This is a genomic window from Mycobacterium sp., assembly GCF_035499775.1.
Classification (GTDB): Bacteria; Actinomycetota; Actinomycetes; order Mycobacteriales; family Mycobacteriaceae; genus Mycobacterium.
Window position 1 is genome coordinate 1 of record NZ_DATJYB010000120.1, and the last position, 13,684, is coordinate 13,684.

At 64.9% G+C, this 13,684-nt stretch carries 11 protein-coding genes and 2 pseudogenes; 6 read left to right on the forward strand and 7 right to left on the reverse strand.

What is annotated here, in order from left to right:
• Nucleotides 1-577: 577 nt before the first annotated feature.
• Both VML93_RS08715 and VML93_RS08720 read right to left on the reverse strand, forming a co-directional pair.
• Nucleotides 578-1,780, reverse strand: a complete 1,203-nt coding sequence (locus VML93_RS08715; protein ID WP_325609689.1) for a cytochrome P450 — start codon at nt 1,778-1,780, stop codon at nt 578-580.
• Between the two features lie 9 nt (nt 1,781-1,789).
• Nucleotides 1,790-2,422, reverse strand: coding sequence for a helix-turn-helix domain-containing protein (locus VML93_RS08720; protein WP_325609691.1), 633 nt, complete (start codon nt 2,420-2,422; stop codon nt 1,790-1,792).
• A gap of 166 nt (nt 2,423-2,588) precedes the next feature.
• Between VML93_RS08720 and VML93_RS08725 the strand changes: the two genes are divergently transcribed.
• Nucleotides 2,589-3,374: a spirocyclase AveC family protein gene (locus tag VML93_RS08725; RefSeq protein WP_325609693.1), complete on the forward strand. Its 786-nt coding sequence runs from the start codon at nt 2,589-2,591 to the stop codon at nt 3,372-3,374.
• 395 nt (nt 3,375-3,769) lie between these two features.
• Entirely contained in the window at nt 3,770-4,255 is a 486-nt protein-coding gene (locus tag VML93_RS08730; protein ID WP_325609695.1) for an LppP/LprE family lipoprotein, read from the forward strand.
• 66 nt (nt 4,256-4,321) lie between these two features.
• On the opposite strand, the gene VML93_RS08735 is transcribed toward VML93_RS08730, so the two are convergent.
• The 4 genes and pseudogenes from VML93_RS08735 to VML93_RS08750 all read right to left on the reverse strand — a co-directional run.
• Nucleotides 4,322-5,203: an MAP_0585 family protein gene (locus tag VML93_RS08735; RefSeq protein WP_325609697.1), complete on the reverse strand. Its 882-nt coding sequence runs from the start codon at nt 5,201-5,203 to the stop codon at nt 4,322-4,324.
• Nucleotides 5,204-5,257: 54 nt separating this feature from the next.
• Nucleotides 5,258-5,716, reverse strand: a complete 459-nt coding sequence (locus VML93_RS08740) for a lipoprotein LpqH (RefSeq protein WP_325609699.1) — start codon at nt 5,714-5,716, stop codon at nt 5,258-5,260.
• Between the two features lie 473 nt (nt 5,717-6,189).
• Nucleotides 6,190-6,867 carry an SDR family NAD(P)-dependent oxidoreductase gene (locus tag VML93_RS08745; RefSeq protein WP_325609701.1) on the reverse strand — a complete coding sequence of 226 codons (678 nt, stop codon included), beginning with the start codon at nt 6,865-6,867 and terminating at the stop codon, nt 6,190-6,192.
• Between the two features lie 112 nt (nt 6,868-6,979).
• Nucleotides 6,980-7,180: pseudogene (locus VML93_RS08750) on the reverse strand (alcohol dehydrogenase catalytic domain-containing protein); the annotation flags it as partial.
• 101 nt (nt 7,181-7,281) lie between these two features.
• Between VML93_RS08750 and VML93_RS08755 the strand changes: the two are divergent.
• The 4 genes from VML93_RS08755 to VML93_RS08770 all read left to right on the forward strand — a co-directional run bounded on the left by VML93_RS08755 (nt 7,282) and on the right by VML93_RS08770 (nt 13,496).
• The gene (locus VML93_RS08755; protein ID WP_325609703.1) at nt 7,282-8,784 is read left to right on the forward strand and encodes an aldehyde dehydrogenase; all 1,503 of its coding nucleotides are present in this window, start codon (nt 7,282-7,284) and stop codon (nt 8,782-8,784) included.
• A gap of 83 nt (nt 8,785-8,867) precedes the next feature.
• A complete protein-coding gene (locus tag VML93_RS08760) occupies nt 8,868-9,302 on the forward strand; it encodes a flavin monoamine oxidase family protein (protein WP_325609705.1) in 435 nt (144 codons plus the stop codon).
• A gap of 30 nt (nt 9,303-9,332) precedes the next feature.
• Entirely contained in the window at nt 9,333-10,358 is a 1,026-nt protein-coding gene (locus VML93_RS08765) for a flavin monoamine oxidase family protein (RefSeq protein ID WP_325609707.1), read from the forward strand.
• A 117-nt stretch (nt 10,359-10,475) separates the two neighbouring features.
• Complete coding sequence (locus tag VML93_RS08770) at nt 10,476-13,496, forward strand: patatin-like protein (protein WP_325609709.1); 3,021 nt, start codon at nt 10,476-10,478, stop codon at nt 13,494-13,496.
• 12 nt (nt 13,497-13,508) lie between these two features.
• On the opposite strand, the pseudogene VML93_RS08775 reads toward VML93_RS08770, so the two are convergent.
• Nucleotides 13,509-13,684, reverse strand: a pseudogene (locus tag VML93_RS08775) (TetR/AcrR family transcriptional regulator); the annotation flags it as partial.

Below are 13,684 nucleotides of genomic sequence, written 5' to 3' on the forward strand. Positions count from 1 at the left end.
GTAGTAGCCAGTGCATGCGATCAAATAGCCGCAGGTGTAGTGAAACCTCTCGCCGGTAGCTTCGCGGAGCTGATCGCCGCCGGTGATAAGAGTTCGTCCTGACTACGCATTAGGCGGCGGGACGCCCGGTGGGGGCTGCGGAGGCGGCGATTCTTTCCTACAGTCGGGCAAGAAGATCCATACGCCCCCCGTCCGCGTCCAGGTGATCCCGCACGCCAGGGGCACCACAGTGGGCGTATCACTTGGTGCGATCAGAGTCGCGATTATTCCGGCGACGATCCCTGGACGAATGAGGCGGGAAGCCAACTTCAATGCTGCGATCGGGTCGGCCATGGGTTTCCGCTCTGCTGGGAACCTGATCCTCAAGTCTGAAATGCGCCGCGGCGACGCGCAACTTGAAGGTGGGATGTTCCACGGGCCGAAGGGGTCGGGTGCGTCTCCTTGCCGACCAGTGAGCGACAGATTGGCTTGCCGCGCAGGAGGTTTGAATGCTGGCGCTGATAGGTGGGCACAAGGACACCCCCCCAACTTCCTGTGACACATGAGACTCACGAGGAACGCCCGGGGCGCGCCGGCTTCACCTGGTGAAGACGGGTAACCTCGCCCATCCGCGCACGCTCGAGGTGTGCGCGCGTTCGGCGTTGGCATAGTCGACCTCCCAGTCGGGCCAGCGCCGAAGGACCTCCTCGAAAGCCACCCGAGCTTCCATCCGGGCCAGCGCCGAGCCGAGGCAGAAATGCAGGCCCTGCCCGAAGCTCAGGTGGCTACCTTGACGGTGGATGTCGTATCGGTCCGGGTCGGGGAATCTATTTTCATCTCGGTTCGCAGAACCGTTGAGCAGCAACATGAACGAGCCCTCCGGAACGACACGACCGTAGTGTTCGACGTCGTTGGCCACGTAGCGCGCCTGCACCGGCGACGGCGGTTCGTAGCGCAGCGTTTCCTCCACCGCTCCTGGGATCAGGGACGGATCGGCGACCAATTCAAGGCGTTGATCGGGATGATCTGACAGCAGTTGACCCATGAAACCGATCAGGCGGGCGGTGGTCTCGTTCCCGGCGCCGGCGATCATCGTGGTGTAGGCCAGCACCTCGGTGCGCGACAGGGGCCGCCGCCTACCGTCGGCCTCCTCGATCTCGGCCTGCAGCAGATCGGTCATCAGGTCGTCCGACGGATGATTGGCCCGCCACTCGATGAACTCGGCGAACATGATCATCATGTCCTGGAACAGATTCGGATTGACCTCACCGGGCTCGCGTCCCTTGTCCATCTCGATGAAGGTGCCATTGCGGTCGCGGATTTTCGCCTGGTCCGCCTCGGGGATACCCAACAGGTAGCCGATGGTCCGCATCGGCATCATCGCCCCGAGGTCTGCGATGAAATCGAACCCGCCGGCACCGATCAACGGATCCAGCTCCCGCACACAGAATCCGCGCACCATCGACTCCACGGCGAGCATGCGACGTGGCGTGAAGACACGGGACAGCAGGCGGCGGTGCAGATCGTGCAGCGGCGGATCCTCGAACAGCAGAATCCCCGGCGGCACTTCGATGTTGTTGAACAGGATGTCGGCCGTGGTTCCGCGCCCGGATCGGTAGGTCTCCCAGTTCGGCAGTTCGCGCGCCACGTCCTCGTACCGACTCAGCGCATAGAAGTTGAACTTCTCGTTGTAGTACAGCGGCGCTTCTTCGCGCATCCGCTTCCACACCGGGTACGGGTTGTCGTCGATTGCGAAATCGAATGGGTCGTAATACAACTCGATCGCACTGACCTCTGTCATTATGTCCCTTCAGTCGTTGCGGTGCAGGAATCCGTGCAGGATCGCCTGGACGAGTTCATCCACGATCACCTCCCTCGACGGCTGCCTGGGCCCGAAGAAGGTCGCGCGCAAGGCAGCCATGCCGGCGATCATCGCCACCGTCGAGTGGGCCGGCAGGTCCGGCTGGCCCGACTGCAAGCCGCGCAACTTCATGCCCTCCGCGCTGATCTGGCCAAGCACCGTGAGTGCACGCGTGATGTCGGCAATGCCGGCCTCAGCCATTTCCTCCTCGCTCAGGGAATCCGATGCCATCAGGGTCAGCAGCAGACCCTGGTGTTCCACGAACACGTCGTAGAGCTGCCCGACGAAGTGCCGGGCCAGCTCGTCCTCGCTGGTCTCTTCGGGGATGACCGACTGCCAAGTCCGGCCGAACTCGTCGACGAAGCTGGTGAAGGGCAAAACGAGAGCCTCGCGAAACAGGGCCGCCTTCGAGCCGAAGTGACGGAAAAGCAGGTGTTCGGTGACGCCGGCTGCCTGTGCAATTTCCCGCGTCGTGGTGCCACGGTAGTCCTGGCGGGCGAAAAGGCTGCGCGCGGCATCGAGCAGAAGTCTGCGTGGCGCGCCGCGCGGTCGTCGGGTCGCCGGGGCCGGCACCTGTGGCATCGTGTTCACTTTAAGATAGTATGCACTATCTTAAAGATCCTCGCATTGAAGAGAGGTGCGGCGTGGGCGCGGTCATCATGCTTGGCACGCTGTTCGGACTGATCATCCTGGTATTCGGCCTGGTACTTCGGTTCGACCCCGAAGCACGGTCCCAGGAACGTGACCAGTGAGCACTGAGTTGGCCCCATCGTTGCGGGCGGCCCTCGTCTTCGCCTACGTCACTGGCATCGCGTTCTTCGCGATCGGCGTGTATCTGAGCTATCGCCGCCGCCGCCTCCACCCGTTGCTTCTACTCTGCATTTCGGCGATCTCGTTCTCGTGGATCGAGGCGCCCTACGACTGGGCGATGTACGCACAGTTTCCGCCCGCTCTCCCGCGCATGCCGTCGTGGTGGCCGCTGAATATGACGTGGGGCGGACTGCCCTCGTCGGTGCCGATCGGCTACATGTCCTACTTCGTGCTGCCCGCTCTGATCGGCGCCGCGCTCGGGCGATGGTTGAGCGCAAAGTTCCACTGGCGCCGGCCAGTCGCATTGCTCACCGTCGGCCTTCTGGTCGGATTCTGCTGGGCCTTCCTGTTCAACGCAATCCTGGGCGCCGGCCAGGGCAACTTCTACTACGGCTACGTGATCCCCGGGCTCGCGATATTTGAGGGGGCCAAACACCAGTACCCGCTGTACGACTCCCTGGCGATGGGTGTGCAGATGATGGTGTTCACCTACCTGCTGGGACGGACGGATTCCGAAGGGCGCAACGTCATCGAGATGTGGGCCGCCAAGAGATCGTCGAGCCGGCTCCAATCGTCAGCCCTGTCCATCGTCGCTGTCGTCGTCATCGGAAACCTCCTCTACGGTGCCGTCTTTGCGCCGCACCTGGTGACAAAGCTCGGGGGTTGGGTGACCGCCGGGCCCACCGAGCAGCTCTATCCAGGGGTGCCGAACCAACCCCGGTAGGCCTACTCGCGCCCGGCCCGCATCCAGCGCGGCCGACTTCGCTGCGCTAAGCGTGACCGCCAACGAGCCGGTGTTCTCGTCCACCGAATTTCGTTGCGAGCGTGACTTCCTCGCGGCGATTCTGCAGCAGCTTGGATCAAAGTGACGTCGACCTCGGGGCAATGGTTAAGGATGGCAAGGGATTCCGTGTCGTCGACGGCACCGTAGATCGTCGTCACCAAGATCCACCGTGGGTACTGGGGTAGTCATGGGTGCTCTCCTCGTCCTCGTCGGCTCACAACCCGCAGATCGCCGCTGGTATGCCCAACTCCGGCATTTGCCTGACACGCCCGCGCAGTTGGTGGCAATCTTGAGTCACCCAGGTTAGCCACAGGGGACTGTCGAGGGGTGCAGTTATGGTCCGGGTAATCGGTATTGCTGCGGCGCTGTCTGTGATCGCGGGTCTGGTCGGCATCGCGCCACCGGCTGGTGCCGCACCAAACGGCTGCGGGCCCGACCAGGCCGCGGCCGTTCAGTCGGCGCTCGCACAGTTCCCCGCGGACCCCGCGACCGGATGGAAGTGGAGCAGCAAACCGCAGGAAAGCAATTACGATCCGTGTGCCGACCTGTCGGCCATCGTGGTGACCGTCGAAGGGGCGACGGGCAGTTCACCGGATCAGGCGTTGCTGTTCCACCGCGGAACCTATATTGGGACCGGGACATTGAAGGCATATCCGTTTACTCACCTGGTGGCCGGAAAGTCCACCAAAGACACCGTCGTGCTCAGCTACGCATACGGAAAGAGCTGCACGGCCTGTGACGACGGCAAACTCGCCACGGTGCGGTATCGCTGGAACGGCACCAAGGTGCAGATGCTTGATCCCCCGCCGCCTTCATCCTGACACCAATCGCCAACTGCGTTGGACCGCATGGCGATTGGTGCGCCGGCTAGCAGCGTGGACTGATCGTCAGTAGAGCGGGACCCAGACGCCGAAGAACCAGTAACCCCAACCTCCGTACTGCCAGTTGAACACCGGCAACACGGTGAAGGTGTTGTAGTTGAACGGGGCGAAATAGCTGCGCCCGTAGACCACGTCGCGCGGTGGTCCTTCCCACGGGCGGTTCCAGCCGCCGGGAGGAGGTTGCGGAGCGTCCCACCCACCAACAGGCGGGGGCCCGTACCAACCGGGCGGCGGGTGGCCGGGCGGACGGCCGTCGTTCCAGCCGATGCGCCCCGGCGGTGGCGGCTGTAGCCGTGGGCTCACCACCTCGAAGGTGACATTCCCCCCGGGGCCGCCCACCGTAGCGCTGGCGGTTACCGTGCCACGCGGCGTCCACGGCTGGTGCGGGGGTTGGGTGGCCGGCGGATTCAAGACCACGGTGACACCCGGGCGCGGAGAGTTTGATCGCGAGGAGCCCGCCGGAGTGGTGGTTTGTCCGCTGGACGGCGTCGCGCTCGGGCTGCCAGCATGCGTCGTGTGCGACGTCGGGGATGGCCCGCTCGACGGAGTCGCCGCCGGCGTGCTTGCCGGCGTCGAACCCGGGGTGTGCGGCCCCGCGGTCGAAGCCGGAGTCGACGCCGGTGTGTGCTGCCCCGGAGTCGACGCCGGGGTCGGCGCCGGTGTGTGCGGCCCCGGAGTCGAAGCCGGCGGCGGAGCGCTGTGCGTCGGAGGCTCCTGCGGCGGGTTGTGCGTCGGAGGACCGCCGGTTGGACCGCCGGGGTGGCCGCCGCCCCCCGGGGTCGGCACCGGTGTCGGGTCCGACCAGGCGAATCCCGCGTTGCCCGTCATCGCGGAGAGGCTGAGACCCACCGCAACCGCCGCCGCGGCGGCGACACGCTTCCTTGACATGCGCTCCGTCCCCTCTGGGGCCTTCGGCCCCCACGATGTCTGGTTTGCCTGCGCTTACGGGCAGGCCACGGTCATTTCGAAGGACTTGGTCACCGGCTGCTGGTTACTGTCGACGCCACTCGCGGTGCCTTTGATCGCGTAGGACTTGTCTTTCTTCTGCGCCCCCGCGGCGGCATCCTGACCTGGGGCGGCATCCGAATAACCGAACATGATGCCGCCGATGCTGCCCAACCCCACCGCATGGACGATGGGCGGATCGCCGTTGCTGACCACCGCGCCGACCCCGTTGGCGGCATCACCGATGCCGATGTTGATGTTGTCGCCGTTGGGGGTACAGGTGACCGGACCACTGACATTCTGCGGCTGACCGTCGACGGTCAGCGCAGTGGCGATCGGCGCCGGCGTACCCGCCGACTCACCCGAGGTGCCTGTATCCGACTTCTTCGAACAGCCGGCGCAACCCGCAACCACGATGGACGCGGCAATTACCCCGACGACGATGCCCCGCTTCACCACTGCTCTCCTTCGCGTCGCTGGTCTCGCTACTCTATTGCCGCTTGACCTCCGGCAACACCGGGGACCCGGTACCGAATCCTCGCAGACGATGCCGCTTCCGGCGAGTACCCAATCCCGTGGTGTGCTAACCGCTGGTTGTCAACCCGGCGATAACGTCTTCCGCCCTACGTCAGGGTGGACACGTGAGCAATCCGAAAAAGAGACCGCCACAGCGACACGCACCGACAAACGAAGCGGCAATTGCCACGCTCATCTCGGCGATCATGGTTCCGCCGTGTGGCGTCGTCCTCGCGTCGAGCGCGCTTCGGCAAATCAAACGCGCCGGGCAACGCGACGCGGCGCGCATCGATCATCGGCGCCACGCTCACTTTGCTCCACGGCCGTGTCAGGCAGTGACCAGCACCCGTCCGTTTACGCAACGGGGTTGCGCAACGCATGCCGCAGCAGCGTCAGCGGTAAGTCGAGCGCGCTCAGCAGCCCCGGCTGCGCGTCAAACACATAGGAACGTCGGGCATGGCGTCCATGAACCCGCGCAGCGCCTCGGTCTCCACGCAGCCGGGCAGGATCGCGTTCACCCGGACTCGCGGCGCAAGCTCGACGGCTGCCAGCTGGGTGAACTTGACCAGCGCCGACTTCGCCAGACTGCAGGGCAGAAAGCCCCGTTCGTTCTGCATGCCCGCCATCGACCCGATGTTCACGATCGCACCACCGCCGCGAGACAACATGTGCGGCAACGCAAGCCGACCCAGCTCGAACGGCGCCGATACGTTGAAGCGGAACGAGTTCTCCAGGATCGCGACGGTCATTTCGGTGTAGGTAGCGAGCTGTTCGACGCCGCCGGCGTTGTTGACCAGGATGTCGAGACCGCCGAGCGCATTCACCGCCTGCTCGACAACGTCGGTGAGCGGGTCGATTTCGGTGACGTCGGCGGGAATCGCCACGGCGTTGCGGCCCGTCGCGCGGATCTGCTCGGCGACCGCGTCCAAGTCGTCCTCGGTCCGCGCCACCACCGCCACGTCGGCCCCCGCCCTGGCGAAGGTCAGGGCAATGCCGCGGCCGATACCCTTTCCCGCGCCGGTGACCAGAGCCGCCATTCCGTCGAGCCGGAACTGAGCTGTGATGTCCGGCGACTCTGTGATATCCGGCAACTGATCACACCGACGTCAGGACGGATGTCCCACCCTTGGCGATGAGTTGCATTGCAGGCGCAAGCAATTCGCCATGCAGGACGCCGACGGTGATGACGCCGACGGTGAAAACGACGACGCCCGCGCCTTCGTGGCCGGCAACCATCGGCGGCGGCACGGGCATGTCGCCGGTGACGAGGTGATCGTCGGAGTGACACAGCCCGGATGCCGTGAGTTCGACCAGCACCTCACGTTCTTTGGGTTGGTCCAGCTCGATGTCGACGATCTTGTAGGGCTGCTGGGTGCCGACGAGTGCGGCTGCTTCGACCTTCATGCCGATGTACCTTCTGCAGTCCAGGATCGCATTCCTGTCGGCAAAGGCATATAAGGATATAGTCAGCGGCAAACTAATGCCCTACTGCAGAAGGCGAAACGATGACGTTAGCCACCGATCACCAGGTACCGCTGCGGCGCACGGACCGTTTCTTCATCAACGGTGAATGGGTCAAGCCGAGCAGCGACTCGACGATTCAGGTCTTCGACTCGAGTACCGAGGAACTGTATTTCCGGGTTCCCGAGGCCCAGCCCGCCGACATGGATGCAGCCATCGCGGCCGCGCGGCACGCCTTCGACCGCGGGCCGTGGCCGCGGATGACGCACGCGGAGCGCGCCGGGTACCTGCGTGCGATCGCCGACAAACTTGACGCCCGCACGGCTGACTACGGCCAGATGTGGCCGCGGGAATCCGGCACCTTGTACTCGATGGCGCAGTACTCGGCGATGGGTGACGCCGGGGTCTTTCGGTTCTACGCCGACCTGGCCGACGACTACCCCTTCGAAGAGCCATTCCAGCCGGCGGCAAGGGGATTGGCTCGCGGTGGATTCGGTCTGCTGGTGCGTGAGCCCGTCGGTGTCGTCGGTGCGATCGTCCCGTGGAACGCGCCCCTGACACTCATCGTGACCAAAACCGCGCCTGCGTTGTTGGCGGGATGCACCCTGATCGTCAAGGTCTCGCCCGAAGCGCCCGGCGCCGGCTACTTGATGGCAGAGATCGCCGAAGAGGTGGGGCTGCCGGCCGGCGTGCTCAACGTGGTCACCGCCGACCGCGAAGTCTCCGAGCTGATGGTTCGCGATCCACGCGTCGACAAGATCGCATTCACCGGATCGACGGCAGCGGGACGCAAGATCGGGTCGATATGTGGGGACCGGGTGGCGCGATGCACCTTGGAGCTGGGCGGTAAGTCGGCGGCAGTGATCCTCGACGACGCGGACCTGGGTGTCGCGGCGGCGACGCTGGCACGCGCGGAGTGCATGATGACGGGCCAGGTGTGCGCCTCGCTGACTCGAATTGTGGTGTCGCGCAACCGGCACGACGAATTCGCCGACGCGCTGGCTGCCGCATTCTCGGCCGTGCAGGTGGGCGACCCATTCGACGCGGCAACGCAATTGGGCCCGCTGGCAATGGAACGCCAACGTGACCGGGTCGAGGGTTACATCGCCAAGGGCATCGAAGAGGGCGCCACGCTGATCACCGGCGGCGGCCGGCCGAAGCATCTGAAGCGTGGCTACTACATCGAGCCGACCGTGTTCGCCAACGTCGACAACAAGCAGGTCATTGCGCAGGAGGAGATATTCGGTCCGGTGCTGAGCGTGATACCGGCCGACAGCGAGGACCACGCGGTCGACATTGCCAATGACACCATCTACGGGCTCAACGCCGCGGTGTTCACCCCGGACATCGCCCGGGCCCGCGAGGTCGCCGGGCAACTGCGTTCAGGAACCGTGGGCCACAACAACATGCGCATCGACATGAGTACCTCGTTCGGCGGATTCAAGCAATCGGGAATCGGTCGCGAGGGCGGCCGTGAGGGACTGTTGCCCTACCTGGAAACCAAGACCTTGCTGCTCGACGAAGCACCGCCGTCCTACCAGCAGTGACACTCCGACCATCTGCGTGTCGAATGGATTCGCGCTTGACGTAATACCACGCCATATTCGACGTCAACCGGTAGAGGACTCAGATGGCCCAACTCGAATCCGACTTCTGTGTCGTGGGTGCGGGATACGCCGGGCTGACCGCGGCATACCGAATTCATCAGGCCGGGCACTCGGTGACGGTGCTTGAGGCTGGGCCGCGTATCGGGGGCCGGACCTGGACGGCGCACCTTTCCGACGGGACGCTCTTCGAGATCGGCGGGCAATGGGTAGCCGATGCGGCGGCGCAGCCCGACGTTCGACGGCTCATGGACGACTTGGGAGTCGAGGTTTATTCGCAATGGGATCAGGGCAAGACGGTTTTCGTCGACTATGCCAACAAGGTTCACCAGTACGACGCCCACGACTCTAATCCATTGAAATCGCTGCCGCCGATTCCGATGACGGCAAAGCTGGATTTGGGTAAGGCCATACTCAGCATGGAGAAGATGTCCGAGGTGGTCAATCCCGAAAAGCCTTAAGAGGAAGTCAAGTTCCCGTTTACCGTCAGCTTGGGACCCAGCACCACCCGCCAGGCGGACCAGATAACGGTGAAGTCCTGGTTCGACCTGAACATCATCACCAAGGAGGCAAAGGCACTGCTGGGCGCCGCGATTGTCGGGTACACGGGCGTGGAACTCGGTGCGGTGTCGCTCCTGCATTGGCTTTTCGTGCTGAAGACCTACCGGAGCAAGCTCTTCAATATGAGCGGCCAGGCCGCCGGGCAGGCACAGCAGTACCGCGTCAGCGGCGGAATGCAGCAAATGGCGGACCGGATCGCGGCGAAGTTGGGTCCGGAGGCGCTGCATCTCAACTCGCCAGTGCGCCAGATCAGCCAGGATGCGAACGGAGTCACGGTCAGCGCGGAGAACGTCAGCGTACGGGCGCGGCGGGTTGTCGTCGCGACAAATATCTCGATGACGAACTTCATCCGTTTCGATCCCATCCTGCCGCCCGACCGTGCCCAATTGCAGCACCGGGTGCCGACCGGCTCGTTCTGGAAAATCTGGCTCTGCTACGACGAGGCGTTTTGGCGCAAGCGCGGATTGGTTGGCGAATCGATTTCGATTTACCCGGGCGACTACATCCCGAATGCGCGCGAATGCGGGCACGACGCGACCAGCGACAAGCCCGGCTTGATAGGCGTTTTCCTGGCCGCCGACAAGGCCCGCGAGTTCAATCACATGAGCCGTGCCGAGCGCAAGGCGCAGGTGCTGAAAGAAATGTCGCACCGCTTTGGCTCAGATGCCGGGCAACTCTCCGAGCAGATCCACTTCCCGGCGGTCTTACCGCAGAATCCGGAGCCGGATTCCTATTTCGAGTTCAACTGGTCGATGGACGAATGGACGCGCGGGGATTTCGCCGGTTGCATGGGACCGGGTGTCTGGACGGGTCATGGCTTCGGTCCCGCTGTGCGCGAGCCGGTTGGGCGCGTGCACTGGGCGGGTGTCGATACATCCACCTACTCGTACCACTGCGTAAGCGGCGCAGCGCAATCCGGTGAGCGCGCGGCCAAAGCGGTACTCGCCGCGGATTGAGCGGCCGGATACTTGCGCCGGTTTGCGGCGTTTCTTCGTGAACGGTGGCGGGATCGTGGCACGCTAGGCCAAGGGCCCGGCTCCACTCGGCGGACCCCGTTACATCAAGGGGGCGCAATGATATTCGAGCCGCAACCGGTGACGGAATTGACGCAGGAACTCCGACTGGCCACCACCATGACCGGCGGCGTCAGCCTGGCGATCTGGATGGCCGGTGTCGCCCGCGAGATCAACCTGCTGGCGCAGGCGTCTCAGTGGCGCAGGCGGCGGGGGGCCGCCCCGGCCGACAGCCAGCTCACCAAGGGATCGGCCGCGTCGCTGCGGCTCTACGCCGAACTCATCGACCTACTCGACACGGTCGTGGACGTCGACGTCTTGTCCGGGACAAGCGCGGGCGGCATCGGCGCGGCACTGCTCGCTTCGTCGCGGGCCACGGGTTGCGACCTCGGTGGGCTCCGCGATCTCTGGCTCGATCTCGGGGCCCTGGCCGACCTGCTGCGAGACCCGACCGACAAGAACACGCCGTCCCTGTTGTACGGCGACGAGCGGATGTTCGCCGAACTGGCGAAGGCGATTCCGACGCTGGCGGTCGGACCGTTCCCGCCGCCCGCGGGCGCGCCGCCGTCCACCACCCTGTACGTCACGACGACCTTGCTGACCGGCGAGACGAGCAGGTTCACCGACTCCTACGGCACGTTCGACCAGGACGTCGACCGCCGCGGGATATTCACCTTCACCGAGGGCGATCTGGCAAAGAAGGACAGTGCGGCTGCATTGGCATTGGCGGCTCGCAGCTCGGCGTCGTTCCCCCTGGCGTTCGAGCCCTCCTTCCTCCCCTTCACGAAAGGAACCGCCAGGGACGGGGCCGTCCCGGCGCGACCGCCGATGGCGCCGTTCGCCAACATCACCCGCCCGCACTGGGCCGCCGACGGCGGTCTGCTCGACAACCAGCCCATCGATGTGCTGCTCAAGCGCATCTTCGACCGCCCCGCCCGACGAGCGGTTCGCCGGGTGCTGCTGTTCGTCGTGCCGTCTGCCGGGCCGCCACCGGACCCGGTGAACGGGCCTCTACCGGACGACGTCGACCGGCCGCTGGGTCTCGTCGACGGGCTGCTCAAGGACCTGGGCGCGGTGACGACACAGTCGATCGCGGGTGACCTGCGAGCCATTCGGACCCACCAGGACCGCATGGAGGCGCGAACAGACGCCAAACTGCGTCTCGCCGAGCTCGCGGCGACGAGGGGATCTCGACTGCTGACCACGTCGCTGCTGGCCGACTACGGAAAGCGCGAGGCAGCCAGGCACGCTAATGTCCTCACCGGCGCGCTGCTGCGCCAGCTGAGCGCTTGGCCACCGGGTGGGTCACTCGAAAGTCTGCCGAAGAACTGGCAATTCGAACTGTCCATCGGCGGCGATGCCGAACGGGTGTGCCGTCGACGGATCACAGCGACGATCCTGCGTCGTTGGCCACCACGGCCACTGCCGCAGAGCTTGGCCGATCTCGCTCAATACGGCCAGCCGGCATACGATCTCGCGAAAGGATGTGCGATCGCTGTCGCGCGGGCGGCGTACCAGCTGGCCAGGTCCGATGACGACATTGCGGCGTTGGCGAAACTCACCGAAGATATCCACGGCGCCTGGGGACCCCCCGTACCAATCGATTTGGCTGCACTCATCTTGCAGGTGTGCACCGGCGAAGAGGCTCGCAACGGATCGCTCGAGGACGCGGCGAACACACTCGCCGAGCGGTATCTCGACGAGTGCGCGGTGCAAGAGAACGCATGGGCAGGACTCGGCGGGTCCCTCGTCGCCTGCCGCGACGCGCTGACCGCACTCGCCGGCAGCGAGCCTAGTCCGCTGCTGACATACCTCAACTACTATGGGCCGCTTGATGACCCGCAGAGCGTGGCGCGAAAGTTGTTCGACCTGGCCAGCACCCAGCGCGCGATGCTGCCGGCCGATGCCGACGTCGAGCAATCGCTCGAGCTCGTCCAAGTGAGTGCCGACACCCGTAGCCTGCTCGCGCCCGACTGGCAGACCGCCCAGGACAAACTCACCGGCATGCAGTTCCACCACTTCGGTGCCTTCTACAAGCGGTCATGGCGAACCAACGACTGGATGTGGGGCCGTCTTGACGGCGCGGGCTGGCTCGTGCATCTGGTGCTGGACCCGCGCCGGGTGCGGTGGATAGTCCAGTCGCACGCTGCCGACTATGCGGACGGAACCACGCCGGCTCGGTGGTTCCTCAACAAGCTCGAAGCACTTGGCAATCTCGATCCTCCGAGTCCAGACAGCGGCCTGACCGAGGATATTCTGCTCGACGAGCTTGCGTTCCTGGACAATTCGGCAAAGGAGCTGCCGCCCAGCATTCCGCTGACCGCGCTGTGGCTGGCACAGGCCTGGCAGCGCCGTGTACTCGACGACGAACTGGACGGGCTGGCCAACTCGGTCATCGACCCGGAGCCGGGCAAGAAGCCGGATTGGAGCCCGACGAAATCACGAACGTGGGCCTCGCAAGTCTTGGCCGCATCCCCGGGAGATGCCAAATACAAACTCCTGAACTCCAATCCCGTCGCGAGTGAAACGTTTGCGAGCGACAAGGGCTCACCCCTGATGGCGCACACCATCACCAAAGCCGCCGCGACCGCGTCGGCGGCGGTGGGCTCGGTCCGACAACTGCCGGGCGTCCTCAAGCCGCCGCTGATTACCCTGCGAACCCTGGCGCTCGCCGGCTATCGCGTGGTGTCGTTGACCAAGGGACTGGCCAGGTCGACGATCATCGCCGGCGCCGTGCTCCTCATTCTGGGGATCGCGTTCGCGATTCAATGCACGGTGCAGATCGGGGCAGCGGGCCTGATCTTAGCCGGGATCGGTGGTTACCTGATCGTCTTGGGGACCTGGCAGCGTTCGAGCAGAACGCTTTTCGCGCTGCTGTGTTTCACCTTCGTCGGCGCGATACTCGCGCTGGCGACCTACTTCGTGCGGACGTGGCTGTTCGGCACCGACAAATATCATCCCGGTCTGGTCGGCACACACATCTACTGGCTCGGCACACAGTGGTGGCACCCGCTGGTCGCCGTCGGCGCTGTGGCTCTGGCTCTGGCGCTGGCCGCGGCCGCCAATCCGCGCCGTAAGTAAGGGCGCCGAGCCCTACATCGGCCAGCCGCTGTCCGGCGCGTAACGGAACGCGGCCGCCGGCGGAAGCGGGCGTCGTTCGCCGGTCGATATCGCGTCGAGGACCAGGGCCACGTAGCGTCGCCAGCCATCGCCAGTCAGATCCATTGTCCAGAGCACGCTGTGCAACATTGCGATGAGGCGCGGTAGGT

What these genes read in the sequence shown, in the direction of transcription:
- VML93_RS08760 (WP_325609705.1), top strand. Translation starts at nt 8,868, where the DNA reads ATGGCCCAACTCGAATCCGACTTCTGTGTCGTGGGTGCGGGATACGCC.
- VML93_RS08730 (WP_325609695.1), top strand. Translation starts at nt 3,770, where the DNA reads ATGGTCCGGGTAATCGGTATTGCTGCGGCGCTGTCTGTGATCGCGGGT.
- VML93_RS08770 (WP_325609709.1), top strand. Translation starts at nt 10,476, where the DNA reads ATGATATTCGAGCCGCAACCGGTGACGGAATTGACGCAGGAACTCCGA.
- VML93_RS08735 (WP_325609697.1), bottom strand. Translation starts at nt 5,203, where the DNA reads ATGTCAAGGAAGCGTGTCGCCGCCGCGGCGGCGGTTGCGGTGGGTCTC.
- VML93_RS08720 (WP_325609691.1), bottom strand. Translation starts at nt 2,422, where the DNA reads ATGCCACAGGTGCCGGCCCCGGCGACCCGACGACCGCGCGGCGCGCCA.
- VML93_RS08715 (WP_325609689.1), bottom strand. Translation starts at nt 1,780, where the DNA reads ATGACAGAGGTCAGTGCGATCGAGTTGTATTACGACCCATTCGATTTC.
- VML93_RS08755 (WP_325609703.1), top strand. Translation starts at nt 7,282, where the DNA reads ATGACGTTAGCCACCGATCACCAGGTACCGCTGCGGCGCACGGACCGT.